This is a genomic window from Streptomyces sp. DSM 116795 (assembly GCF_055792905.1).
This window is the reverse complement of the sequence record NZ_CM147707.1, coordinates 2,550,109-2,573,081: the sequence shown is the minus strand read 5'-3', so window position 1 is coordinate 2,573,081 and position 22,973 is coordinate 2,550,109. Positions and strand designations below refer to the sequence as shown.

Below are 22,973 nucleotides of genomic sequence, written 5' to 3'. Positions count from 1 at the left end.
CCGCAGCCGCGCGGCCGGGCCGGGGTTCCGGGTGGCCCAGGGGCCCCGGTGGACTCGAGAAGATTGTCCGTACTGGTCCTAGCCTGGCTCTCATGGGAGAGGACATACGCCTGCGAGCTGTCGCCGAACTGGCGCAGGCCATGGCGGGTGCGCAGCGCTTCTGCGAGGCGCACCCCCGCCACTCCACGCACCGCGAGGTCGCGCACGCCGCGGCCGTGCGGGCATGCTCCGCCATGGACGGCACGTTCGCAGCCCTCTCCGCCTGGGACCGCGCACGCGGCCGCCTGGACGTACTGGTCAACGTCGGCGAACTCGCCCCGGGCGAGAGCGAGTTCCCCGAGCAGGAGTCCTACCCGGTGCACGACTTCCCGGAGATCACCGAGCCGCTGCCCGAGCGGTGGGCGGCGGACGGCGAGGACGAGCCGCTGGCGTGGATCGAAACCGCGGACGGCCGGGGCGCCGCGGGGTCCGTGTCCCCCGGGCGTTCCGGGGGAGCCGGCGTCCCCGGTCTCTCCGCCGAGGGCGCTGACCGGCACGCCCGCGTGGCCGCTCTGCGCCGGCGTGGCCGCGGCTGCTGCGTCGTCGCTCCGATCGTGCTGCGCGGGCGCGCGTGGGGCGAGCTGTATGTGGCCCGCGGTCCCGGGGCGCCGGTGTTCGACCGCTCCGACGCGCACTTCGCGACGATACTGGCCGAGGTCATCGCCGCGGGCATCGCGCAGAACGAGCAGCTGGAGGAGGTCCGCCGGCTCGCCTTCACCGACCAGTTGACCGGCCTCGCCAACAGGCGGGCCATCGAGGGCAAGCTGGACGACGGGCTGGGCCGCCACCGCGAGGACGGCACCGTCGTGAGCCTCGTGGTCTGCGACGTCAACGGCCTCAAACGCGTCAACGACGAGTTCGGTCATGCCGCCGGGGACCGGCTGCTGGAGCGGTTCGGGATGGTGCTGTCGCTGTCGGGCGCGAAGCTGCCGGGCGCGCTGGCGGCCCGCCTGGGTGGCGACGAGTTCTGCCTGCTGACGGTGGGACCTCCGGCGGACCAGGTCGTACGGGCCGCCGAGGAGGTCTGCCGCAAGGCTCTCGGGCTGCGGGGCGGGGACGGCGTCTCGTGCGGCGTGGCCTCCACGGGCGACCGGATAGGGACGGTGCGGTCGGCCGCCCGTCTCTTCAGGCTGGCGGACGCCGCGCAGTACCGGGCGAAGGCGGCGCGGGCGCTGGGGCCGGTGGTCGCCGGGCGCGACGGCGGTACGGAGGATCCCGTCGTGCGCCTCGCGGACGCCTCCGAGGCGGAGGAGGCCGCGCCGTCGCCGCCTGCGGGCGACCGGCGTCACTTCCGCGGCCACACCGGGAAGCCGGACGAAGCGGAGACTCCGGATCCGGAGGTGCGCGCCTGGCCGGGGCGGCAGCCGGAACCGCCCGGCCATGCACGGCCGGGGCGGTCGCTCGAACGGCCCGAACCGCCGGACCCGGCGGACCCTCCGGACCTCGCGGGGCAGTCGAACCCTCCTGATTGCGCGGCCCGTGCGGCTCCGCCGGACCGGCCAGGCCCGCGCGTCCGCAGCCCCGAGGCGTGAGCGGTTGCCCGTACCTCGCCGGCCCGCGCCCCGCGTACCGTCCCGCACCCTTCACGCGTCACCCTCGTACGGGCCCGGGCCCGGACCCGGACCCGGACCCCGGCCGTGACAGGAATCGATTCACTCTTTAGGGTGCCTGAATATGAGTATGCACACCGTGGTGCTGGGCGACTCCGGCACGAGCCCCGATGACGTCATCGCCGTCGCCCGGGACGGCGCCCGCGTGAAGCTGTCGGCACAGGCGCTGGCGGCCCTCGAAGCCTCCCGGCGTCACATCGAGGAGCTGGCCGCCAAGCCGGAGCCCGTGTACGGAGTGTCGACCGGTTTCGGCGCCCTCGCCGTACGCCACATCAGTCCGGGGCTGCGCGCGCAGCTGCAGCGCAACATCGTGCGCTCGCACGCCGCCGGCATGGGCCCCCGCGTGGAACGCGAGGTCGTGCGCGCGCTGATGTTCCTGCGTCTGAAGACTCTCGCCTCCGGTCGCACGGGCGTACGTGCCGAGGTGGCGCAGTCCATCGCGGCGCTGCTCAACGCCGGGATCGTCCCCGTCGTGCACGAGTACGGCTCCCTCGGCTGCTCCGGCGACCTCGCCCCGCTCTCCCACTGCGCCCTGACCCTCATGGGCGAGGGCGAGGCGGAAGGCCCCGACGGGACCGTGGCACCCGCGGCGGAACTCCTCGCCGCACACGGCATCACCCCCGTCGAACTGCGCGAGAAGGAGGGCCTCGCGCTCCTCAACGGCACGGACGGCATGCTCGGCATGCTCCTGCTGGCATGCGCCGACCTCGCCCGCCTCTTCACCTCGGCCGACATCACCGCCGCGCTCACGCTGGAGGCGCTGCTCGGCACCGACAAGGTCCTCGCGCCCGAACTGCACGCCATCCGCCCGCACCCCGGCCAGGCGGCCTCGGCCGCCAACATGCTGAAGGTGCTTGCCGGTTCGGGGCTCACCGGTCACCACCAGGACGACGCGCCGCGCGTCCAGGACGCCTATTCGGTGCGCTGCGCCCCGCAGGTCGCCGGAGCAGGCCGCGACACGCTCGCGCACGCCCGTACGGTCGCGGAGCGCGAGCTGGCCTCCGCCGTCGACAACCCGGTCGTGCTGCCGGACGGCCGCGTCGAGTCCAACGGCAACTTCCACGGTGCGCCCGTCGCGTACGTGCTCGACTTCCTCGCTGTGGCCGCCGCCGACCTGGCCTCGATCGCGGAACGCCGGACCGACCGCCTGCTCGACAAGAACCGCTCGCACGGCCTGCCGCCGTTCCTCGCGCACGATCCAGGCGTCGACTCCGGGCTGATGATCGCTCAGTACACGCAGGCCGCTCTCGTCAGTGAGATGAAGCGCCTGGCGGTCCCGTCCTCCGTCGACTCGATCCCCTCCTCGGCGATGCAGGAGGACCACGTCTCGATGGGCTGGTCCGCGGCGCGCAAGCTGCGCGGCGCCGTCGACGCCCTCACCAGGGTCGTCGCCGTCGAGCTGTACGCCGCGGCGCGCGCCGTCGAGCTGCGCGCCGACGGAGCCAGGCTGACCCCCGGCGCGGCGTCACGCGCGATCGTGGACGCGCTGCGCGGTGCCGGAGTGGACGGGCCCGGTCCCGACCGCTTCCTCTCGCCGGACCTGGCGGTGGCCGAGCGGTTCGTACGTACGGGAGAGCTCGTCCGTGCGGCTCAGTCGGTGACGGGCGAACTCACCTGAGAGGCCCCGAGAACCCGCCGGCGCAGCCCAGGCGCGCGCGTCTCCCGCTCCGAGCTCTCAGGCCTGGGATCCCGGCCTGGGATCTCCGGGCTTGGGAGCTCAGGCTTCGGATGCCGCGGACGCGCGGCGGCGGGCGCGGACGATCAGGGCGCCGCCCGTCCCCGCGAGGCCGAGCGCGCTCAGCACGAAGGGCGTGGTGAGGCCGTCCTCGCGGAGCTCCGCGGCGCCCGCCTGCGCGTTGGAACGGGCCGGCGCCGACGACGGGGACGCCGCGGAATCCGAGGGCGACGTCGCCGCATGGTGTGTGCCGGCGCCCGGGCCCGGCGCCTCCGGGGTGGCCTTCGCGGAGGGAACGAACCAGAGAGCGCAAAGCACCGTCCCGGCCGCGGTGGCCGTCATCAGTGACCGGCGGTGAGCGGAGATGCTTGATCGTCCGGCTGCGGGCACGGAGGAAGCCCCTTCCAAGTGCTGTGGTGCGCCGGGCGCACCATGAACTGGCGGCACGACGGCCGATGTTATAGACAGCCGCGGGTCGTACGGAAGCCGCGCCTCCGTTCCGTCCTACGCTCCGGGCATGGCTGCTGACGAGACACCGCGTTCCGAACCGTCCGACACCTCCGCTCAGCCCTCGCCGCACATCCGGCTCCGCGTCGACCTCGTCGTCGAGATCGCCGACGCGGCGGCCCTGACCAGGTCCGCTCTCGACCACGTCGCCCGCGACGAGCTGATGCCGGACGAGGAGCGTGCGCACGCCGAGGAGATCATCGGCGGCGACGCGGGTGAGGCCCTCGCGTGTCTCGTCGACCCCTTCGACCTCGTCCGGGAACTGCCGGGAGTGGAACTCGCCCACGCCAGCTGGGGCAGCGAGGAGATGGACGCGGACGACCTGGACGCGTTCTCCTTTCTCGACGGCGCGGACGGCTTCGGGGACGAGGACGACCGTTTCGACCAGGATGAACGGGACGAATCGGTCAGCCGCCGGGATCGCGGGGAAGGCCCGGACCGCCTGGCCGAAGGAGTGCGGGAAGACGTGCGGGGAGAGGCCCACGAGGACCTCCACGGCGACGTCTATGAGGACCTTCACAGCCTGGACGGCGTCCGTCCCTGACCGCCCTCCCGGCAGGGCGGCCACAGTCGGCCCCGACGGGTATCAGCGCAGGTCACAGCAGTGTTCCCGGGGGCTTCCCGATGCGTACGTGTCTTGGAACACAGTTTTGTAACTCGTGGAACCGGTCACATGCCCGGGAGCGTTCCAATCCGTAGAGCCGGGTCCGCACATGTCCGGGTTGGTCCGGCAGGGGGCGTACGCGGTGATTTCGGGGAGCTTGGGATTCTGACGCATATGGAGAAGTCTGTGACGACGCTGGGTAGGCACCGTAAGGCCGCATCCGCCATGGCCATGGTGCTCGGCGGTGTACTCGCTCTGGGCGCCTGCGGCTCGTCCGGGGGCGAGGGCGACGACGCGAAGAACGCCAACTCGGAGGCGCACGGCAAGAAGAGTTCGGAGGCCCGAATAAAGATCGCGTCCAAGGACGGGTCGGAGGGCGCAAGCATCAACTCCGGCGGCGACGTCTCCGTGAGCAAGGGGAAGCTCACCTCGGTGAAGCTGACCGCCGTGGAAGGCGGCACCAGCGTCGCCGGCACGATGTCCGGGGACGGCAAGTCCTGGAAGCCGAAGGCGGAGCTGGAGCGGGCGACCCAGTACAAGATCACGGCGAAGGCCAAGGACGGGGGAGGCCGCAAGGCCGTCGAGAACTCCGCCTTCACCACGGTCTCGCCCGACAACAGCTTCATCGGCACCTACGCCGGTGAGGACGGCCAGACCGTCGGCGTGGGCATGCCGGTGTCGATCAAGTTCGACAAGGCGATCACGAACAAGAAGGCCGTCCAGTCCGCGATCAAGGTCAACTCGACCAGCGGCCAGGAGGTCGTCGGGCACTGGTTCGACGACACACGCCTCGACTTCCGTCCCCAGGAGTACTGGAAGCCCGGCTCGAAGGTCACCCTCGACTTCGCGCTCGACGGGGTGAAGGGCGCCCCGAACCTGACCGGCGTGCAGAAGAAGAAGGTCACCTTCAACATCGGCCGCTCGCAGGTCAGCACGGTCGACGTGAACAGTCACCAGATGACGGTCGTGCGCGACGGCAGCAAGGTGAAGAGCATCCCGATCTCCGCCGGCGGCGCCAAGAACCCGACGTACAACGGCAAGATGGTGATCTCCGAGAAGCACAAGGAGACACGGATGGACGGCGACACGGTCGGGTTCGGACGCAAGGGCGAAGAGGGCTACGACATCAAGGACGTCCCGCACGCCATGCGCCTGTCGACGTCCGGCACCTTCATCCACGGCAACTACTGGGGCGCGCCCTTCGGTTCGGGCAACACCAGCCACGGCTGCGTAGGCCTGAAGGACGCCCGTGGCGCCGACGACAACAGCACGGACGGCGCCTGGTTCTACTCGAACTCGATGATCGGCGACGTCGTCGAGGTCAAGGGTTCGCCGGACAAGACCGTCCAGCCGGACAACGGCCTCAACGGCTGGAACATGAGCTGGGCGCAGTGGAAGGCCGGCTCCGCCGTCTGATTCAGCGCAAGACCGCACTCGAAGAGGGGCGGGGCAGGGCCCAGCAGCCCGTGCCCCGCCCCTCTTCTGCTGCGCCCCTTCAGCCGCCGGCCTGGACGACGAGGGCGTCGTCGAACGCCTTGAGGTCGTCCGGCTTCCGGCTGGTGACGAGGGTGTAGGTGCCCTCGTCGACGACGACCTCCTCGTCGGCCCAGTGGGCGCCCGCGTTGCGCAGGTCCGTCTCCAGGCTCGGCCACGACGTGAGCCTGCGGTCGCGCACGACGTCCGCCTCGATCAGCGTCCACGGGGCGTGGCAGATCGCCGCCACGAGCTTGCCCGTCTCGCAGAACGTCTTCACCAGCCGCACGGCGTCGTCGTCCAGTCGCAGCGCGTCCGGGTTCGCCACTCCGCCGGGCAGGACCAGAGCGTCGTACTCCTCGGCCGCGGCCTCGTCCACGGTCTGGTCCACCTGGAAGGTGTCGCCCTTGTCGAGGTGGTTGAACGCCTGGATGCGGCCCGCAGTCGTGGACACCAGCCGGGGGGTGTGCCCGGCGTCCTTCACGGCCTTCCACGGCTCTGTCAGCTCGACCTGCTCGACCCCTTCGGGGGCCATGAGAAAGGCGATACGCATTTCTGGCCCTTCCTTCCACGCCGTTCCTTTCACGCCGCGCACGGCGCGAGCGGGATTCCTCGGATTCCTCGCTTACCCCGGCCGGGTCCCCGGCGTGGCGCGCGTCATGCCCGGTGGCGGCCGGTGAGGGCAGGTGACGCCCGGCGGCCGGGGAGCGGGATCAGACCGCCGCGTCGGCCTCGTCGAGAGCACGGTGCACCGTCGTGAGCAGTACGGCCGCGGCGGTGACGGCCACCGCGCCGAGGACGAACGGCACATGGGCGTTGTAGTGCTCGACGAGCTTGCCCGCGGCGAAGGGCGCGAGGCCGCCGCCGATGAAGCGCACGAAGCCGTACGTCGCCGAGGCGACCGGGCGCGGAACGGGCGCGATGCTCATCACGGCAGTGGTGACAAGGGTGTTGTTGACGCCGATGAAGGCGCCGGCCGCGATCACCGCGCCGGCAACGACCCAGCGCTCGTCGGGGAAGACGCCGATGACGGCCAGGTCGGCGGCCATGAGGAGCAGATTGCCGTAGAGCGTCCGAGGCGTGCCGAACCGGCCGCGCAGCGCCGGCGCCGCGAACACCGCGAAGACGGCGACGAGCAGCCCCCACGCGAAGAAGACCCAGCCGAGTTCGATCGCGGAGAGGTTCATCAGGAACGGCGCGTAGCCGAGCATCGTGAAGAAGCCCCAGTTGTAGAGCAGCCCGGTGACGCTCGTCGTCGCGAGAGCGCGGTGCCGCAGCGCCGCGAGGGGTTCGGTGAGCGATTCGGGGCGCTCGGGCACCTTCGTACGGGGGAGGAGCACGGTCGTGGCCACGAGTGCGACGGTCATGAGGGCCGCCACCCCGAAGAGGGGCCCCCGCCAGCTGACGTTGCCGAGCAGGCCACCGAGCAGCGGCCCGGTGGCGATTCCGACGCCGAGCGCGGTCTCGTACAGGACGATCGCACCCGCGAATCCGCCGCTGGCCGATCCGACGATCACGGCGAGGGACGTGGCGATGAACAGGGCGTTGCCCAGACCCCACCCGGCGCGGAATCCGATGATCCCGTCGATGCTGCCGGTGGCCCCGGCGAGCGCGGAGAAGACGACGATGAGGACGAGACCGAGGACGAGGGTCCGTTTGGCGCCGAGCCGGCTCGACACCCACCCGGTGACGAGCATGGCCACCGCGGTCACTACGAGATAGCTGGTGAACAGCAGAGTGACCTGGCTGGGCGTGGCGTCCAGCTGGCTGGAGAGCGCGGGCAGGATCGGGTCGACGAGCCCGATGCCCATGAAGGAGATCACGCAGGCGAAGGCGACCGCCCAGACGGCCTTGGGCTGCCGGAAGGGGCTCTCGGCGCGGCGGTGCGGGCCGGCGCCGGTGCCGTCGCAGGCGACGGCACCGGCTGTGGGTATGCGGTCCGGGACCGCGGGAGCTTCGGGCGTGGTGGTCTCGGGCCCGTTCATGTCGGGAAGGTCCCTTCGTTCGGTGAGCCGCCCGGTGGCGATACGGGGGTCAGGCCGGCGCCGATCGTCGGCCGGGGGAGGTCGGTGTACGCCACAACGGAATATATCGATGGCCACTACAACTACACAATGACAGGTGTCACGAACGTGCGAGGCGTGGAGCGGGAGTTGATCACCGGCGGGGGTGGTCCGAGGCAAGCTACGAAATCGTTTTCGTGAAGATCGCGATGAGTGACCTGCGATTTCCGCGCCGGGACAGTGGCCCGTTGGCGCCTGATGTTCCACTTCCTGTCGCCATATTCGGATGTGATCCGTGTGTCTGAAGTGTGAAAACCAGCTTCCATTGACGGGTCACAGTCAGACTTGTACGGTCCCGCACGAAATCGATTGCTCGCACTTTCCGCAGGTCGCCGGAAGGCCGGGGGAGTGGCGAGGGGTTACTGGGTTCCGCGCCAGCAGGGATGCGTATCTACGCGCGTCCCTGTCCCCACCTGGAAGGAAAGACCCCAATGACGTTTACCGCGAAGATCAGACGCAAGACGGTTGTCCGCAGCGCCACGGCTCTGGCCGCCGGTGTTCTCCTCGCGGGCGGACTGGCCGTACAGGCCAACGCCGGTGAGACCGAGGGCAAGGACCACCGGGCCAACGCCGAGGTCCTGGACGAGAAGTGCGCCGTCCCGCCGGACTTCGACGCGGCGATCATCAACACCGTGCACGACGTCGCGACCCAGCGAGGTGTCAACGACAAGGTGATGCTCGCCGCCTTCGAGGCGGGCTGGGTCGAGTCCCACATGAACAACCTCAACTGTGGCGACCGCGACTCCCTCGGCGTCTTCCAGCAGCGGCCCAGCGCCGGCTGGGGCACGCCCGAGCAGATCATGGACCCGGTCTACGCGACCAACGCGTTCCTCGACCAGGCCATCCCGAACGACCAGGAGGACCCGAGCATGACCGCGGGTCAGCTCGCGCAGAGCGTTCAGCGTTCGGCCTTCCCCGACCGCTACGACCAGAGCGAGGGCAAGGCCCGCGAGATGATCGACACGGCTGCCAACAGCTGACCTCCTCGGAGCGACGGCTCCGCCACGGGGTACGACGCGGCCCTGGCCGGGCCGCATAGGGAATGCGAGGTCGAAGGGAGCTGGGGACACCCCCCGGGCCGTCAGTCCCCCTGGCTTCGCCGGGGGGACCCCCAGGGGGACAGTCGGGCTCCTCGTGCCGTGACCGGCGAACCAATTGCCGTGACCGGCACTCGATGCGGAACGAGGCGAGCGGCCGTCCTGTCGGCGTCCTGATCCACGTCCTGATCCAGGTGCGCAAGGCCGCAGCCCGGTCCATGGCGGGCGGCACCGGAGCCACCGGTGCCGTCCGCAGTCCGGTCTCCGGGTTCGGGTCTCCGGGTTCGGGTCTCCGGGCTCGGGTCTCCGGTTTCTCGGTCGGAGCGGCCTCCTGCCGTCACGCCCCGCCCAGCGGAGCGGCCCGTCCCGGACTTCAGAGGTCCTCCTCCATGCGGATGGACGTGCGCAGATTCTCGTGCGCCTTGTGCGAACCGCCCTCGTGCTGCTCCAGCAGCACCGCCGCGATCGCGTCGAGCTTGCGCTGGAGGGCGTGCTCCGCACGTCGCTCGGTGTTCTTCAGCAGCGCCAGCAGCAGCAGACTCACCGCGGCCATCATGTCGCCCACGAAGATCATCCAGGCCACTGGCACAGGCGTCACGTGCACGACGACGAAGGCGACGATCAGGAGCACGCAGAAGCCGTAGAAGACCGGTGAACCCGTGATGTTGGATGCCGTCTCTGCCAGACGCTCGAACCGGCCCCGTTGGTCGCCGCCTCGCTCGGCGGGGTGCTGGAGGGTCATGGTCATCCGTTCTGTCGTTCCTGCCGGATGACGTGCGTGTACCCGGCGCCGCCCTGCGGTCACTCCCCCCGCTGCGGAAGACCGGCGGCCTGCCGCGGCTCCCGCAGCGCGTCGAGCGCGGTCTGCGGGGCGTCGGCGAAGAACCGGACCGAGGTCACCTGCGCCTCGCTGCCCAGCGGCCGTACGACCGTGACCGGTTCCGTAAGCTCCACCAGCACATTCGTACGTGAGGAGACGGCCACCGCGAGCCGGTCCTCCTCGACGGAGACCAGGCCGCGCTCGTTGTAGTTGTGCGAGATCCGCACCGAGGCCACAAGCCGCCGGGGCACCCGTACATCCAGGAAGGTCCCGTACCGGACGCGCAGTTCGGCCGCGGAGACGACATGCGGACGGGTCACGCCCGCCGCCCAGACCGCCAGCACCGCCACCGTCGCGTACAGGTCCAGTACGAGGACGACGACGCGGAGCCCTGCCGGTGCGCCCAGCCCGCGCAGCAGCACCTCCGTGCCGGCCGTCTCCAGGACCGTCACGAAGAGGATCAGCATCAGGAACGGGCTCTGTTCGCGCGAGTACGGAACGGCGACTGCGCCTCGCGGCACGCCGTCGCGGCGGCGGGCGGCCCACAACCCGAGACTCGCCATCCCCAGCACTTCGAACGAGATGAGCCGCCGAACCCGCGCGGGTACGAGACTGCGGAACACGCCGCGCAGGGCCGTGCGGCGGTCCGCGCCGCCGCGGAGGCCGTCCCTGAACAGCCTGTACGCGGTCACGCCCTCCAGCAACAGCACTGATATGACGGCCAGTTCGGCTGCTACGAGCAGCGGCGCCGGCAGTGGGACCCCGGAGACGAGCAGCACCGCCGTCAGCAGTTCCGCCGGGACGACGGCGAGCAGCGCGGCGCGGGCGGCCTTGAGCATCATGATCGGTCCCCTTCTCCGGTGCCTGTGCCGGTGCCGGTGCCGGTGCCCGTGCCGTCGCCGTCGCCGTCCGCGTCCCGCTCCCGCCGGGCGAGTGCGGCCACGGTCAGCCGGAGCACCTCGGCATGCGCACGGGGCATCTCGGCGAACACCCCCTCCGTCCAGCCCACTTGGTCCGCGCCGCCGCCTCCGGCCGCCCTGGCCACGTACGGGCTCCCAGGGCCGCGCGGACGCACCTGCTCCGGCGTCTGGTCGAGGTTCTCGAGCATCATCGACGCCATCCCGTCCGGGATATGGGCTGCCAGGTCCGAGGCGAGGGGCCCGATGCGGGGATCGTCGGGGGACGCGTCGGCGAGCTCGTCCATGCGCTCGTAGAGGGCCTGACCGCGTGCGACCGCCTCCGGCTCGGTGAGCGGACGCAGCAGATCGAGGAGGCGTTCCCGGTCCTCCGGCCCGGCCAGGGCACATACGAGCGTGAGCATCTCGCGGTCGGCCTCCGCGAACTTCGAGCCCCCGGCGGGCAGTTCGCGCAGCACCGCCGCCATGTCCGGCGACACCGCCGAGTCGGGGTGCAGCTCCGGGTCGGCCAGGAGCGAGGCGAGCCGGTCCCGCCGCGCGCCGATGGTCTCCTGCTGCCGCGCGAGGTCGGCGTCCAGCTCCATGAGCACCTCGCGCAGCTCACGGTCGCGGTCTTCCGCCAGCACCTCGCGGATCTCGTCCAGGGAGAGCCCCAGCTCGGCCAGCCGCCGTACGCGCGCGAGCACCACCGCGTCGCGCAGCCGGTAGTCGCGGTAGCCGTTGGGGCGCCGTACGGGTTCGGGAAGCAGCCCGAGGCGGTGGTAGTGCCGCACGGTCCTGGTGGAGACCCCGACCAGGGCGGCGAGCTCGCCGATTCTCATGTCTCGATTGAAGACCTTGTCGTTGCGTCAAGGTCAACCGCGCGCCGCCGGCCGGTCCGTCCGCCTCGGCCGGCGGGTCCCGGCCCTGTCGCCCCGCTTGCCCTACTGGCCGACGCGTCCGTCGAGGCGTTCGCGCAGAAGGTCCGCGTGGCCGTTGTGGCGGGCGTACTCCTCGATCATGTGCACCAGCACCTCCCGGAGCGTGAGCTGCGCCCCGTCGTGCGTGACCGCGAGATCCATGTCCGGTGCCTCCTGTACGAAGCGCTCCGCGAAGGCGACCTCCGCGCGCCACGTCTCCCAGGCCTCCGCGACGACCTCCGGGTCGGGCACCGCGCCGTTGAAGTCCGCGTCGCGGTCGGCCTCGGTGCGGAAGTGCCGCTCTACGTCCTGGCCGGCCAGCACCCGCCGGAACCAGCTCTGCTCCACTCCCGCCAAGTGGCGCACCAGGCCCAGCAGGGAGAGGTTGGACGGCTCGACGGAGCGCCGCGCCAGCGCCTCGGCGTCGAGCCCGGAGCACTTCATCTGCAGCGTCAGGCGCTGTTCATGGAGGAAGCCGGTGAGCGAGGACCGCTCGTCCTCGTAGCCACCCTCGGAGCGGGGGTCCTCATCGGGATGGACGAACATGTCCGACCATCCGAAGCGCCGTCCGTGCTCCTGCCCGTGCTCCGCTGCCGATTCCGCGAGGTCCGCCATCCGCCGAGCATCGACGATCCCTGCCCGGACCGCCACGGATTTTCGTACGGCTCCCTAGGCCCGCACGGCCGTACGGGTCGGGGCGCGGGCGGTGCGGCAGGGCGCCGGAGCGCACCTGCGGCTCGTTTCGCCGGTGGCGGAAGAGGACGCCGCGGCGGTGCCGGCACTGCGCCGCGCTTCTAATCTGAAGTGGTGAGCAGCCACGCGTCCGACCGAGCCCGCGTCATTCCCCTGCGCCCGGGCACTGCCTCTGCGGTGCCGGGCGCCGGAAGGGCCGTGCCGGCCGCCCCGGCGACGGTGCCGGCCACCCCTGCCGCCGTGCCGGGGGCAAAGGAGCCGCTGTGGCGGCACGTGGTCGGCGGTGTGCTGCGCCGCGAGCGCCGCGCCCAGGAGCGCACGCTCAAGGACGTCGCCGAGGCGGCCCGGATTTCGATGCCCTACCTCTCCGAGGTCGAGCGCGGTCGCAAGGAACCCTCCTCCGAGGTGCTCGCCGCCGCTGCCCAGGCCCTGGGGCTGGGCCTTTCCGACGTACTGGAGCTGGTACAGGGCGAGTTGGCCCGCCTCCCAGGTCCCGCCAGGCGCGGCAGGCCCGGTGCCGGCCCCGCATCGGCACCGGCACCGTCCCCTGCTCCAGCACCGCCCCCTGCCCCGGCCGCATCGCCCGGTGGCGCACGCTCCGGCCCGTCCGCCGCCGCGGAGGGCGAGGACGGCGCGGCGGACGGTTCCGTATCGGCGCTGAACACACCGCGGACCGGGACGCGGCCCGCTGCCCCGCGGCAGGGCGACGTACGCCTCGCCGCGTGAGCGACGCAGCCGGGAACCGCCGCGACGGAACCGCCACCCCGTGGTCTGCACCGCGTCACGCTGCGGCCGCCGCCAACTGCCGTCGGGAGAGCACCTCGTCGGCCAGTCCGTACGCAACCGCCTCGTGCGCGGTGAAGACCTTGTCGCGGTCCATGTCCGCACGGAGGGCCGCGACGTCGTGATGCGTGTGCCGGGAGAGGATCTCCTCCACCTCGGAACGGATCCTGAGCATCTCCTTGGCCTGGAGGCTGAGGTCCGAGACGGTGCCCCGGCTGCCGCCGCTCGCCGGCTGCCCCAGCAGCACGCGCGAGTGTTCGAGCACGAACCGCCGCCCCGGGTCGCCGCCCGCCAGCAGCACGGCGGCCGTCGAAGCCGCCTGACCGACGCAGAAGGTCGAGATCGGCGCACCGACGAAGGTCATCGTGTCGTAGATCGCGGTGAGTGAAGTGTAGGAGCCGCCCGGGGAGTTGAGATAGATCGCGATCTCCTGCTCGGGCGCTGAGGACTCGAGATGGAGGAGCTGCGCGATGACGACGTTCGCCACGCCGTCGTCGATCTCCGTACCCAGGAAGATCACGCGCTCGGACAGCAGCCGGCTGTAGATGTCGTACGCCCGCTCCCCGTGCGGCGTGCGTTCGACGACGGTCGGAATCGTGTACTGGCTCATCTCAGAGACCCACCCTCCGCTTCGAGGCCGCCGGCCGGACGTCGTCCAGTGAGCGCACGACGCGGTCGACCATCCCGTATTCCAGGGCTTGCTCGGCGGTGAACCAGCGGTCGCGGTCGCCGTCCCGCGAGATCGTCTCCTCGCTCTGGCCGGTGTGCTCGGCGGTGATCCGCTCGATCGCCGTCTTCATGTACTCGAGGTTCTCGGCCTGGATCGCGATGTCCGCAGCGGGTCCGCCGATGCCGGCGGAGGGCTGGTGCATCATGATCCGCGAGTTGGGGAGCGCGTAACGCTTTCCCTCGGCGCCCACGGTGACGAGGAACTGCCCCATGCTCGCCGCGAACCCCATGGCGAGGGTGGAGACGTCGTTCGGGATCAGGCGCATCGTGTCGTAGATCGCCAGGCCTGCCGTGACGGAACCGCCCGGGCTGTTGACGCAGAGGCTGATGTCCGTACGGGAGTCCTCGGCGGAGAGCAGCAACAGCTGCGCGCAGATCCGGTTCGCGGAGACGTCGTCGACCTGGCTGCCGAGGAAGACGATGCGCTGCGTGAGGAGTTGGGCGGCCAGGTGATCGTCGAACCGCGACGGAAGGGTGTCGCCCTCCTCGGCCCGCGGCGGCGACGCGGACCGCGTCGCTCGGAGCTGTGAGTGCTGCGGGTGCGGTGAGTGCTGCGAGTGCTGCGGGATGACGAGTGGCGACATCGGGCCTCCTGATCGTGATGTGCGGCGGGCGGATTCGCCGCGCTCACTTCACTCTTGGCCCGTTCACCCCGCCGCGTCCGGAATCTCGGCCCTCAGCAGATTCGCCGACGGCAGAGCCCGCGCGGACGGACTGAGCGAGTGCGGCGATGCGAGTGGCGCCGCGCCGCATCGTGGGCGGGCCGATCGGTCGCGCCCCGTGAGTGGCGCGGCCTGTGAGACGCGCGGCCTGTGAGTCGCGCTCCCCGTGAGACGCGCGGCCCGCTTCATCACATCCGGACGCCGGGCGGCGTGCCTCAGGGGCCGCCGCCCCGTCCGGCCGGACGCACCCTAGACGACCGCCTCGGCGTGCCAACGGGTCCCGAGGTCGCGTATCAGCTCCTGCGGATCGGCCCCGGGGGCGAGCAGCGCGAGGAGTCCCCTTCTGCCCTCGACCGGCTGCCCCGGTGCGGTGAAGCCGCGTTCGCCGAGAAGCGCGGCCTCGGCGCCGTCGGCCGCCGCGAGTGCCGTGCGCAGGGCGGCGGTCTCCTGCTCTTCACCGGGATCGCCGTCCACCGTCGTGGTCTGCGTGGCGGCGAGGCCGAGCGCATGGCGAGCCCCGTCAGGCTCCGTCGATCCGGCGAGTGCCGCGGCGACGACCGACAGCGCCTCCGGCCGTACGCCGAGAACGGCGGCAAGCCGGCACGCGACCTCGCACCCGAGTACGGCCGCCTCCGCCGCCCGCTCACCGTTGCGTATCGCCGCGACTGCCGCGGCCGCGGCGACCAGCGGATGCCTGCCCGAGCGCGTCAGCCCGGCCGTGGCTCCGAGTACGTCCGCACGCGGGTCCCCCTGCGGGTACGCCGACCTCAGCGCCGCGACGTGCGGGTCCTGCTCCGGTCGGGTACGGGAGGCGTCCGCGCGGCCCGGGACCGCGGAGCGGAGTCCTCCGGGCACCGGGGGGCCTCCGGGCAGGACGAATCGAACCAGCGAAGTGCTGACGTCGGTCATCGGTTCTCCTCCCCGGAGCAGGCGTTCATGAGAGCGGTCAGGTAGCCGGGTCCCTCGCCCGTCACGGCCTCCACGACGGAATTTGTGTCCTTCCGGGCAGCACCGGCTCGACGAGCCGGGAGACCTTGGTGTGCAGGTCCGCCTCCGTCATCGGCATGTCCTCGCTGCCGCGTGCGGCCGGAACGTGCTGCCGCAGGGTGGTGCCGTCCGCCATGGTGACGACCACCTCGGCCTCCGCACGTGCGCGTTCCGGCGCGGCCCGGAGCGCCACCTTGCTCCGCACCTGCGTCATGGACTCCGACCTGACGAATTCGTCGTCGTACGCGGAGAGTTCGACGATGCCGAGCAGCAGACCCGCCGCCACGCCGTGCACGGTGGAGAAGCGCGCCCGCAGGCCGTCCGACGGGTCGGGGTCGCCGGTGAGTTCGGGAACCAGCGGATGGCAGTGGACCTCGACGCCCGACGGCCTCGGTGATCACCTCGGCGATGCGGCTGCTGGCCAATGAAGTCCCTCTCCCATGCTGCTTGTTGCCGTCGTTCGTTGCGGTCCGCCCGGTCCCGGGGGCTGTAGACCCCGTCCCCGGGTTCACGGGCCTCGGTCACTGGCTTTCGGTCACTGGCTTTCGGTCACCGGCAATCCGGCCACCGGCATTCGGTCACAGGCCCACCATCGGTCCGACCGTCAGAACCCCGGCCACCAGGACCGTCACGCCGAGTACGTCGAAGACGATCCCCGTACGGACCGTGCGCGTGATGGGGACGAGCCCCGAGCCGTACACGATCGCGTTCGGCGGGGTGGAGACCGGAAGCATGAACCCGTAGCCGGTCGCCGCGGTGGCGACCAGGCCGGGGATGAGCGGGTCCACGTGAAGTGCCTGCACCATGGGCAGGACGATGGGCAGCACGATGCCGACGCTCGCCGTGTTGCTCGTCGACTCGGAGATGAGTACGCCCGTGACCGCCGCCAGGATCGTCACGCTCGTCAGCGAGGAGACGCCGATGAGCTCGGACAGTCCGCTGCCGAGCGTCTTGGCGAGGCCCGTCTCGGCGCTCAGGGTGCCGAGCACGATGCCGGCACCGAAGAGCAGGATCGTGCCCCAGTCGATCTTCGCTGCGTCGGACCACTCCAGCGTGGCCTTGTGCCCCGGCCCCGGCAGGGGGAGGCATCGAACAGGTCGGCTGGCTGATGCCCGCCCGCTGGGCCGTCGCCGGCGCCGGAACCACACTCGACCTCGCGCACACCATGCCGCCCTGGGACCTCGGGCGGCCGGACGAACTCGATCCGCTGTGGGCCCACACCGTCACCCAGTGGGGCTTCGACCTCGGCGTGCTCCCGGCGCTCGGCACGGCCTGCGGCTTCGCGGTCGCCCGCCTGCTGCGCCGGCACGAACCCGAGGTCATGCGCGGCTGGGCCGTGTCCGCAAAGTACCGACGCCGGAACCTCGGTTCAGGTACGGCACGTTGATACCGCGCTGGTTTGTCCGCCCGGTTTGTCCGCCCGGTGTGTCCGCCTGGTGTGTCCGCCTGGTGTGTCCGCCCGGGCAGAAGGGGCCCGGTCTGCGGCCTCCGTCGTGCTGATCGGCTTCGCGGGCGCACGAATCCCGCCTCCCGCTCTCCCCGCCCTGACCACTCGGGGCTCAGGCAGCGCATACTGGACTCACGATGACGAAGCCTTCCGCGCCCCGGCGCCACCTGCCCACAAGCCCCTTCAAAGCTCCGGCCGACCCCGTGGCCAAGCACTTCGCGCCGGGAGACCGGGTCTCACATGACCGGTACGGCCTCGGCAGGATCATCAGCGTCGAGGACGGGATCGCGGTGCTCGTCAACTTCGGCTCCCTCCAGGCCCGGATCGTCAGCCCGTACACGGGAATGGACAAGCTCTGAGGTCGTGACCGTACTGCCGTCGGTTCGGAGCTCCGCCCGCGCAGAACCCGACGTGAGAGATGACGCACTGCGGGCTGCTGATTCCGGACCGGCCGGGTTGTGCCGTGGCTTCACGGAAGGGTCAGGATGCGCGGGCCTTCTTCAGTGATGGCGACGGTGTGTTCGATGTGGCTGCTCGGCTGCCGTCGGTGGTGAGCAGGGTCCAGCCGTCGATTGCGGCGTAGTAGTCATCGCTGCCGCCGGCCATGAGCATGGGTTCGATGGCGAGGGCCAACCCGGGGCGGGGAAGCCGCGGCCGGGGCGTCCCCGGTTGGGGACGTGGGGGTCCTCGTGCATGCGCCGCCCGATGCCGTGCCCGCCGAAGTCGGCGGGCATGCCGCAGCGAGCTTGCTGCGCGATCGCGCCGACGGCGTGGGAGATATCGCCGATGCGGTTGCCCGGCTGGGCTGCGGCGATGCCCTCGTCGAGTGCCTTCTGGGTGGCTTTGATCAGCTCTTGGTCGGCGCGCCGGGGAGTGCCGACGGTGAAGGTGATCGCGGCGTCACCGGTCCATCCGTCGAGTTCGGCGCCGCAGTCGATGCTGACCAGGTCGCCGTCGCGCAGACGGTAGTCGGTGGGGATGCCATGGACGACGGCGTCGTTCACCGAGGTGCAGATGACCGCGGGGAAGGGCGTGGGGGCGAAGGAAGGTCGGTAGCCGAGGAAGGGTGAGTGGGCACCGGCCTCGGCCAGGACGGTACGGGCCGCTTCGTCCAGCTCTCGCAGCGAGACCCCCACGTCTGCCGCTTCCCGGACGGCTGCGACGGCTTGAGCCACAGCGCAGCATGGTGGATGTCGCCCTGGCCGCGGGGGTATCGGCGGAGACCCTCCGCAAGATCGAGACCGGCCGTGCGCCGACTCCGGCCTTCTTCACCGTGGCCGCTCTGGCGATCGCCCTCGGAATGTCCCTGGACGATCTGACCGCCGCTTGCGCGTACGAGGCCGGCGATGCCGACCCGGCACTGTCGGCCTGAGCCTGCGCCTCACGGGAGGGCGTCGACTGCAGCGTGGCCCTCCGTTCCCGCCGGTCAGCGTTCATCGACCGACGTGAGGAAGTCCTCCAGCAGCGAACTGACGATGACTGGCTGCTCGAGGGTGCTGGAGTGTCCGGCATCGGGGACCACTTCCAGGCGTGCCCCGTCGATTCCGGCCGCGATCCGTTCAGCCTTCGCCGGCGGGGTGGCTATGTCGGCCGCGCCGACGATCACCAGTGTGGGGAGCGCGATGTCCGCCAGTTCGTCCCGGACGGGCGAACGGTCCGCCACGCCCAGCACCGCCTTACGGACCCCCGCGCGGTCGCAGCGCCGCAGGCGCTGAGTCCACTCGCGGACAAGCGGTTCGCTCGCCGGAGAGGACAGGAAAGCCGCCCCGAACATCAAGGGCAGAACCTTCCTCCGTACCGGCGTGATGCCGACGAGCCGGTAGACCGAAGCCAGGAGCCGGTACCGCTTGGCCTCAGTGGGGTCCTCCTCGTCGGCGCTGGTGTCCAGCAGGGACAGCGAGCGCAGCAGTTCACCACGGCGGGCGGCGAGACGCTGTCCCACGAAGCCGCCCATCGACAGACCCACGAAGTGGACGGGGGCGAGGCCGAGTTCCTCGATGAGAGCCACGGCGTCTTCGGTGAGGGTGTCCATGTCGTAGCCGGAAGAGGTGGCCGGGCTGTCGCCCTGCCCGCGCCAGTCCAGGGTGACGCAGCGGTAGCGCCCCCGCAGGGCCTCGATCTGCGGGTGGAACATCCAGCCGCTGAACAGCAGCCCGTGGCCGAACACGACGGTGGGAGCGTCGGGCCTGTCCGGGGGAGCTCCCGTGTCCGTGTAGGCAACCGTCACACCGTTGAGCTGGAGGGTCGCCATCTTTGACTCCTTGTCAGGATCAGATCGTTCGTGACACGGGCCGTGCTGTCGGTGCCCGGACCGACGGGGTCCGGGACCTCGGTACGGCGCCGGGGCCCAGATGCAGGACCGACCGCGGACGCAGCACAGGGCCTTCTCGCTGCTCGAAGCTGCGTATCCCGGACCCCATGGGAAGTCAATGGTGGGCGCCGCACTCCCCGACCCGGTGGGCGCGTGGGGTGGCGATGCCACAGACTCCGGCGTCGTCCGAGCGGTTGACGGGAGGGCGTTGACAGCAGCGGCACGGGGTGGAAAGTGCACAGCCCTCGGAATGGGGGCCGATCCCACCAGGCGTTGCCGGTGCGGTCTTGAGTAGAGATTACTCATCCGGGATTCCGCCGGCTTCGTATCTACTGGCGCGTATGAATGCGAACGGGGGCTCGGCGAGAATCGAGCGGTTTCTGATACGCAACGGACTTCCACAGTTGGTGCCCGGATGGACCGCACGCACCCACGTGGTGCCCCGGATGCTCCCCTCTCTCGCCTTCTTCGCTGCGTTCATGGTGGTCACCATCACCCAAGACGGCGGCTTTCTTGAGATATCGCCCTTTGGGATCGGTCTGGCGGCAGGAATCACCGTATGGGCGTTGTGCGGAAAGCTCCGCGCGCACATGTGGGAACTCCCACGATGGGTGGTTCTCGGGATCACGATCCTTTTCCTCGCCCTGCCCGGGACCGTCGTTCTGCTTCACTATGCGGCCGACCGGGAGGCATGGGTGGCCACAGGTAATGAGGCGGGCGGCATCCCCCCGGGCCTTGCCGCATTCCTGATCGGAATTCTCACAACAGCTACAGCGATCGGCTGGCTGGTCGTCAGCTACGCCGGAGTGCAATTCGGCGTCGTCGCTCTCATCCGTATCGCATTCATGCAGTCCTTGGGCGATCTCAGGAACTCAGGACGACTTCACGGCCGGGCTCTACCCGCCATGCTCTTCGTCACCTTCCTCGGCTTCTTCGCAGGAGAGATGTGGCAACTCGGCGCCCACCTCACCTGGCTGCGCACGGTGCTGGTCCTGTGCCTGTTCGCCCTGGTCGCCACGGCGGCCGGGGCCAGCCACCTGCGGGACGAACTCGAAGCCCTGGAAGATGTGAACCTCACCAGGCGGCAGATGCGCAACGTGCTGACCGTCCTGGCGACCCGTCAGCTCGTTCAGGCCACAGTCGTCGGTGTGGCCATCTTCGCCTTCTTCACCGTGCTGGGCGTCGTCGCCGTCGATCCGCAGACCGCGGAGACATGGGTGGGCGCCAAGCCCGATGCTTCGGTCATTCCCGGTGTACCGCAGGCCCTGCTGCGGTGTGCGGCACTTCTCGCAGGCTTCGGGGCGACGAACTTCGTGGTGAGCACCATGACTGATCGCGACGCGCGCAGCGAGTTCTTCCGCCCGATCGTCAGCGACCTGGAGGAGAGCCTGCGGCGGTGGGCCGAAGCGACGCGGCCGGCGCCCGAACCCGTCGCGGCCTAGGAGGACGGCGCGCTGCGACGAGCGCGGGTACGCCATCCGCGGCACCGTCACCACGGCGGCGTTCGTCGTCTGGCTTCGCTCATGAGCGGGCGGACATCGCTCTCCGCTCGCCCGCATCAGTGACTCTCCGAGGGCCGGCCGCCCTCCACGTCGGCGAGGGCTGGAGGCTCGGCCGGGGTGTGGCGCGAGGGGCCGCTCTCGGCCATGGCGCTGACAGCGGTGATGAGGAGGGTGGTTGCGACACCGCCGAGAATCGCCACCGAGGGGTTGGCCAGATCCAGCGCAACGGCGGACAGGGACGCTGCGAGGCTGTAGCCCACGGCCCCGACCGCGTACATGACGGAGTACGCGGCAGCGTGAGCGTGTTGGGGCAGGCGTTCCCGGAGGCTGAGGTTGCGGGTGACCATCACCCCGGACTGGAAGACGCCTGCCAGGAGCAGGCCGGCAGCGATGCCCGGCATGCCGGGAGAAGCGGTGACCAGGCTGAGGCACCCGGCGGTGACGGCAAGGAGCACCAGACTCTGGGCCCGTACAGAGCCAGGCCAGGTCCGCAGGCCGTAGCAGAACGCGCCGGCCGCGCTGGCCAGCGCGAAGCCGGCGAGCAGCGGTCCCGACCAGCCGACTGCGACATTCCGCTCCTCGAGCAGGGCCGGCAGGACCAGTTCCGCGGTGGCCAGCATCGCCATGGCGGCGGCGCTGGTGAGATAGACCGGCCAGCCGGAGAAGAGGGTCCTTGTCATCGGCACGGCGGCACGCTCGGCTCGGGCGGATTCCGGCTCCTGCTTCTCCGGCAGCCGGAGAAGCAGGGCCGAAGCGGCGGCCGCGAACAACGCACCCAGGATCAGCGGGGCTCCGGAGTGGACCTGTAGGGCCAGGAGGACCACAAGGCCGGGCGCTGCGGCCCAGATGATCTGCGTCAAGGTGGCCTCTGCGCTCAGTGCGCGGGGCACCGCGTCGTCGGCCACCAGCGGGGTGAGCATCGCGCGGATGCCGCCGGGGCAGGCGGCCGGTGCCGCACCGGCCAGGAAGGCGAGACCGATCCGTACGGGGGAGGGGGCGGATCCCGCGAGCGGCAAGGCACCGAAGGCGAACGCCCCCGCCATGAGCCCGGCTGACATCGACCGCCTCATTCGGCCCTGGCTCAGACGGGCCCCGAGCAGGGGTGCACCGACCACCTCCCCCAATACGTACGCGGAGGCCAGGCCCGCGCCCAGGGTGTAGCCGCCTGGGCTCTGCCGGCTCAGAAACACCAGGGCCAGCGGCGCCATGGCCACCGGGACCTTGCTGGCGAGCGCGACGAGACCCCATAGCAGCAGCTCTCGAGTCATCAGGTCCCTGTAGCGGGACTTGAGTGCCGACAACTCCATCAACCCTTCACGCAGAGCGAAGCGAAACGGTCGGCAACAGCCCCTCCGGTCTCCGGTTCCCGAACGTGCCCGGCGTCCCGCGTACGAAGCCGGGTGCCGTCGCAGCGATGGGTCTGCCGGTGCCCACTGGTCTACCTCCCGACCGAGACAACCAACGCGTTGGGAGTAAGGCATGGGCCTCATCCACATCGAGATGTTCGCAACCCTCGACCTCGTCGGGCAGGCGCCCGGCGGCCCCGACGAGGACCCGGTGGGGTTCCCGTTCGGCGGCTGGCAGGCGCCCCTGCTGGACGAGGTCGCCGGGGCGCAGATCGGTGCCGCGTACGAGGGCACGGACGCGCTCCTGCTCGGCCGGCGGACGTATGACATCTTCGCCGCCTTCTGGCCGCACCAGGAGGGCGGCGAGGACAGCGAGATCGCCACGCTCTTCAACAGCGTCCCGAAATACGTGGCCTCCCGCGGCAGGCCCGACCTCTCGTGGGCAGGGTCCACGCAGCTCGGCCCGGATCTGGCCGGCGCGGTGCGCGAGATCCGCGACCGGCACGAGCACGTGAAGGTCGTCGGGAGCCTGAACCTGGTGCAGACCCTGCTGCGCGAGAAGCTCTTCGACCGTCTCGACCTCTGGGTACACCCGATCGTGCTCGGCGTCGGGAAGAAGGTGTTCGACGGCGGCGCGGTGCCCACGAACGTCACACTCCTCGAACCGCCGGCAGCCGGTCCGAAGGGCACCGTGTATCTGCGCTACGGGCTCGCCGACGGCACGCCCGGGACGGGGGACATGAGCGCACCCGATCGCGGCGCCGGGCGCGACGACTGAAGCCGCCCCGGCAGCTCGTCAAGTACCAAGCCAGAACAGAGCAGGGTCCCGGCACCAAGCCACAAGGCCCTTGCTGCAGATCTGAACAGCC

Annotated in this window: 21 protein-coding genes and 5 pseudogenes; 11 read left to right on the top strand and 15 right to left on the bottom strand. The window is 70.9% G+C overall.

Annotation, left to right across the window (positions count from 1 at the left end):
- Positions 1 to 92 precede the first annotated feature (92 nt).
- Positions 93 to 1,337 (top strand): annotated as a pseudogene (locus ACSMXX_RS10890) (GGDEF domain-containing protein); the annotation flags it as partial.
- 376 nt (positions 1,338 to 1,713) lie between these two features.
- Complete coding sequence (gene hutH, locus ACSMXX_RS10885; protein WP_473183839.1) at positions 1,714 to 3,267, top strand: histidine ammonia-lyase; 1,554 nt, start codon at positions 1,714 to 1,716, stop codon at positions 3,265 to 3,267.
- A gap of 99 nt (positions 3,268 to 3,366) precedes the next feature.
- On the opposite strand, the gene ACSMXX_RS10880 is transcribed toward hutH, so the two are convergent.
- The gene (locus tag ACSMXX_RS10880) at positions 3,367 to 3,690 is read right to left on the bottom strand and encodes a hypothetical protein (protein WP_473184728.1); all 324 of its coding nucleotides are present in this window, start codon (positions 3,688 to 3,690) and stop codon (positions 3,367 to 3,369) included.
- A gap of 151 nt (positions 3,691 to 3,841) precedes the next feature.
- Here ACSMXX_RS10880 and ACSMXX_RS10875 point away from each other — a divergent pair, with 151 nt between their 5' ends.
- Both ACSMXX_RS10875 and ACSMXX_RS10870 read left to right on the top strand, forming a co-directional pair.
- Positions 3,842 to 4,375, top strand: coding sequence for a hypothetical protein (locus ACSMXX_RS10875; RefSeq protein ID WP_473183838.1), 534 nt, complete (start codon positions 3,842 to 3,844; stop codon positions 4,373 to 4,375).
- A 234-nt stretch (positions 4,376 to 4,609) separates the two neighbouring features.
- A complete protein-coding gene (locus ACSMXX_RS10870; protein ID WP_473183837.1) occupies positions 4,610 to 5,851 on the top strand; it encodes a L,D-transpeptidase in 1,242 nt (413 codons plus the stop codon).
- Positions 5,852 to 5,930: 79 nt separating this feature from the next.
- Here ACSMXX_RS10870 and ACSMXX_RS10865 read toward each other — a convergent pair whose 3' ends face one another.
- The gene (locus ACSMXX_RS10865) at positions 5,931 to 6,461 is read right to left on the bottom strand and encodes a type 1 glutamine amidotransferase domain-containing protein (protein WP_473183836.1); all 531 of its coding nucleotides are present in this window, start codon (positions 6,459 to 6,461) and stop codon (positions 5,931 to 5,933) included.
- Positions 6,462 to 6,621: 160 nt separating this feature from the next.
- Positions 6,622 to 7,893 carry an MFS transporter gene (locus ACSMXX_RS10860; RefSeq protein ID WP_473183835.1) on the bottom strand — a complete coding sequence of 424 codons (1,272 nt, stop codon included), beginning with the start codon at positions 7,891 to 7,893 and terminating at the stop codon, positions 6,622 to 6,624.
- Between the two features lie 509 nt (positions 7,894 to 8,402).
- On the opposite strand from ACSMXX_RS10860, the gene ACSMXX_RS10855 reads away from it, so the two are divergent.
- The gene (locus tag ACSMXX_RS10855) at positions 8,403 to 8,951 is read left to right on the top strand and encodes a hypothetical protein (protein WP_473183834.1); all 549 of its coding nucleotides are present in this window, start codon (positions 8,403 to 8,405) and stop codon (positions 8,949 to 8,951) included.
- A gap of 430 nt (positions 8,952 to 9,381) precedes the next feature.
- Here ACSMXX_RS10855 and ACSMXX_RS10850 read toward each other — a convergent pair whose 3' ends face one another.
- The 4 genes from ACSMXX_RS10850 to ACSMXX_RS10835 all read right to left on the bottom strand — a co-directional run bounded on the left by ACSMXX_RS10850 (position 9,382) and on the right by ACSMXX_RS10835 (position 12,190).
- Complete coding sequence (locus ACSMXX_RS10850) at positions 9,382 to 9,756, bottom strand: hypothetical protein (RefSeq protein ID WP_473183833.1); 375 nt, start codon at positions 9,754 to 9,756, stop codon at positions 9,382 to 9,384.
- Positions 9,757 to 9,809: 53 nt separating this feature from the next.
- A complete protein-coding gene (locus tag ACSMXX_RS10845; RefSeq protein ID WP_473183832.1) occupies positions 9,810 to 10,670 on the bottom strand; it encodes a hypothetical protein in 861 nt (286 codons plus the stop codon).
- The gene (locus tag ACSMXX_RS10840; protein ID WP_473183831.1) at positions 10,667 to 11,566 is read right to left on the bottom strand and encodes a MerR family transcriptional regulator; all 900 of its coding nucleotides are present in this window, start codon (positions 11,564 to 11,566) and stop codon (positions 10,667 to 10,669) included. The genes ACSMXX_RS10845 and ACSMXX_RS10840 overlap by 4 nt, the downstream gene beginning before the upstream one ends.
- 102 nt (positions 11,567 to 11,668) lie before the next feature.
- Positions 11,669 to 12,190, bottom strand: a complete 522-nt coding sequence (locus ACSMXX_RS10835; protein ID WP_473184727.1) for a DinB family protein — start codon at positions 12,188 to 12,190, stop codon at positions 11,669 to 11,671.
- A gap of 261 nt (positions 12,191 to 12,451) precedes the next feature.
- On the opposite strand from ACSMXX_RS10835, the pseudogene ACSMXX_RS10830 reads away from it, so the two are divergent.
- Positions 12,452 to 12,859 (top strand): annotated as a pseudogene (locus ACSMXX_RS10830) (helix-turn-helix domain-containing protein); the annotation flags it as partial.
- A 259-nt stretch (positions 12,860 to 13,118) separates the two neighbouring features.
- On the opposite strand, the gene ACSMXX_RS10825 reads toward ACSMXX_RS10830, so the two are convergent.
- The 5 genes and pseudogenes from ACSMXX_RS10825 to ACSMXX_RS10805 all read right to left on the bottom strand — a co-directional run bounded on the left by ACSMXX_RS10825 (position 13,119) and on the right by ACSMXX_RS10805 (position 16,646).
- Complete coding sequence (locus ACSMXX_RS10825) at positions 13,119 to 13,730, bottom strand: ClpP family protease (protein WP_473183830.1); 612 nt, start codon at positions 13,728 to 13,730, stop codon at positions 13,119 to 13,121.
- Position 13,731: 1 nt separating this feature from the next.
- A complete protein-coding gene (locus ACSMXX_RS10820; protein WP_473183829.1) occupies positions 13,732 to 14,433 on the bottom strand; it encodes an ATP-dependent Clp protease proteolytic subunit in 702 nt (233 codons plus the stop codon).
- A gap of 327 nt (positions 14,434 to 14,760) precedes the next feature.
- Complete coding sequence (locus ACSMXX_RS10815) at positions 14,761 to 15,420, bottom strand: MmgE/PrpD family protein (protein WP_473183828.1); 660 nt, start codon at positions 15,418 to 15,420, stop codon at positions 14,761 to 14,763.
- Positions 15,421 to 15,481: 61 nt separating this feature from the next.
- A pseudogene (locus ACSMXX_RS10810) lies at positions 15,482 to 15,865 on the bottom strand (hypothetical protein); the annotation flags it as partial.
- A 211-nt stretch (positions 15,866 to 16,076) separates the two neighbouring features.
- Positions 16,077 to 16,646, bottom strand: coding sequence for an SLC13 family permease (locus ACSMXX_RS10805; protein ID WP_473183827.1), 570 nt, complete (start codon positions 16,644 to 16,646; stop codon positions 16,077 to 16,079).
- On the opposite strand from ACSMXX_RS10805, the pseudogene ACSMXX_RS10800 reads away from it, so the two are divergent.
- Positions 16,583 to 16,885 (top strand): annotated as a pseudogene (locus tag ACSMXX_RS10800) (hypothetical protein); the annotation flags it as partial. The gene ACSMXX_RS10805 and the pseudogene ACSMXX_RS10800 overlap by 64 nt on opposite strands.
- Positions 16,886 to 17,082: 197 nt before the next feature.
- Positions 17,083 to 17,304, top strand: a complete 222-nt coding sequence (locus ACSMXX_RS10795) for a hypothetical protein (RefSeq protein WP_473183826.1) — start codon at positions 17,083 to 17,085, stop codon at positions 17,302 to 17,304.
- A gap of 110 nt (positions 17,305 to 17,414) precedes the next feature.
- Here ACSMXX_RS10795 and map read toward each other — a convergent pair.
- A pseudogene (gene map, locus ACSMXX_RS10790) lies at positions 17,415 to 18,159 on the bottom strand (type I methionyl aminopeptidase).
- Between map and ACSMXX_RS10785 the strand changes: the two are divergent.
- Positions 18,084 to 18,317, top strand: a complete 234-nt coding sequence (locus ACSMXX_RS10785; protein WP_473184726.1) for a helix-turn-helix domain-containing protein — start codon at positions 18,084 to 18,086, stop codon at positions 18,315 to 18,317. The pseudogene map and the gene ACSMXX_RS10785 overlap by 76 nt on opposite strands.
- Positions 18,318 to 18,371: 54 nt before the next feature.
- Here the strand turns inward: ACSMXX_RS10785 and ACSMXX_RS10780 are convergent, their stop codons facing one another.
- Entirely contained in the window at positions 18,372 to 19,196 is an 825-nt protein-coding gene (locus tag ACSMXX_RS10780) for an alpha/beta fold hydrolase (RefSeq protein ID WP_473183825.1), read from the bottom strand.
- A gap of 539 nt (positions 19,197 to 19,735) precedes the next feature.
- Here ACSMXX_RS10780 and ACSMXX_RS10775 point away from each other — a divergent pair.
- Positions 19,736 to 20,698 carry a hypothetical protein gene (locus ACSMXX_RS10775; RefSeq protein WP_473183824.1) on the top strand — a complete coding sequence of 321 codons (963 nt, stop codon included), beginning with the start codon at positions 19,736 to 19,738 and terminating at the stop codon, positions 20,696 to 20,698.
- Between the two features lie 116 nt (positions 20,699 to 20,814).
- Here the strand turns inward: ACSMXX_RS10775 and ACSMXX_RS10770 are convergent, their stop codons facing one another.
- A complete protein-coding gene (locus tag ACSMXX_RS10770; protein WP_473183823.1) occupies positions 20,815 to 22,026 on the bottom strand; it encodes an MFS transporter in 1,212 nt (403 codons plus the stop codon).
- Between the two features lie 211 nt (positions 22,027 to 22,237).
- Here ACSMXX_RS10770 and ACSMXX_RS10765 point away from each other — a divergent pair, with 211 nt between their 5' ends.
- On the top strand, positions 22,238 to 22,882 hold the full coding sequence (locus tag ACSMXX_RS10765; RefSeq protein ID WP_473183822.1) for a dihydrofolate reductase family protein: 645 nt from the start codon (positions 22,238 to 22,240) through the stop codon (positions 22,880 to 22,882).
- Positions 22,883 to 22,973: the final 91 nt, after the last annotated feature.

Coding starts and splice junctions, on each gene's coding strand:
- ACSMXX_RS10795 (WP_473183826.1), top strand. CDS start 17,083: ATGACGAAGCCTTCCGCGCCCCGGCGCCACCTGCCCACAAGCCCCTTC.
- hutH (WP_473183839.1), top strand. CDS start 1,714: ATGAGTATGCACACCGTGGTGCTGGGCGACTCCGGCACGAGCCCCGAT.
- ACSMXX_RS10875 (WP_473183838.1), top strand. CDS start 3,842: ATGGCTGCTGACGAGACACCGCGTTCCGAACCGTCCGACACCTCCGCT.
- ACSMXX_RS10865 (WP_473183836.1), bottom strand. CDS start 6,461: ATGCGTATCGCCTTTCTCATGGCCCCCGAAGGGGTCGAGCAGGTCGAG.
- ACSMXX_RS10870 (WP_473183837.1), top strand. CDS start 4,610: ATGGAGAAGTCTGTGACGACGCTGGGTAGGCACCGTAAGGCCGCATCC.
- ACSMXX_RS10860 (WP_473183835.1), bottom strand. CDS start 7,893: ATGAACGGGCCCGAGACCACCACGCCCGAAGCTCCCGCGGTCCCGGAC.
- ACSMXX_RS10775 (WP_473183824.1), top strand. CDS start 19,736: ATGGTGGTCACCATCACCCAAGACGGCGGCTTTCTTGAGATATCGCCC.
- ACSMXX_RS10835 (WP_473184727.1), bottom strand. CDS start 12,190: ATGTTCGTCCATCCCGATGAGGACCCCCGCTCCGAGGGTGGCTACGAG.
- ACSMXX_RS10815 (WP_473183828.1), bottom strand. CDS start 15,420: ATGACCGACGTCAGCACTTCGCTGGTTCGATTCGTCCTGCCCGGAGGC.
- ACSMXX_RS10765 (WP_473183822.1), top strand. CDS start 22,238: ATGGGCCTCATCCACATCGAGATGTTCGCAACCCTCGACCTCGTCGGG.
- ACSMXX_RS10825 (WP_473183830.1), bottom strand. CDS start 13,730: ATGAGCCAGTACACGATTCCGACCGTCGTCGAACGCACGCCGCACGGG.
- ACSMXX_RS10845 (WP_473183832.1), bottom strand. CDS start 10,670: ATGATGCTCAAGGCCGCCCGCGCCGCGCTGCTCGCCGTCGTCCCGGCG.
- ACSMXX_RS10840 (WP_473183831.1), bottom strand. CDS start 11,566: ATGAGAATCGGCGAGCTCGCCGCCCTGGTCGGGGTCTCCACCAGGACC.
- ACSMXX_RS10780 (WP_473183825.1), bottom strand. CDS start 19,196: ATGGCGACCCTCCAGCTCAACGGTGTGACGGTTGCCTACACGGACACG.
- ACSMXX_RS10855 (WP_473183834.1), top strand. CDS start 8,403: ATGACGTTTACCGCGAAGATCAGACGCAAGACGGTTGTCCGCAGCGCC.
- ACSMXX_RS10850 (WP_473183833.1), bottom strand. CDS start 9,756: ATGACCATGACCCTCCAGCACCCCGCCGAGCGAGGCGGCGACCAACGG.
- ACSMXX_RS10820 (WP_473183829.1), bottom strand. CDS start 14,433: ATGTCGCCACTCGTCATCCCGCAGCACTCGCAGCACTCACCGCACCCG.
- ACSMXX_RS10770 (WP_473183823.1), bottom strand. CDS start 22,026: ATGACTCGAGAGCTGCTGCTATGGGGTCTCGTCGCGCTCGCCAGCAAG.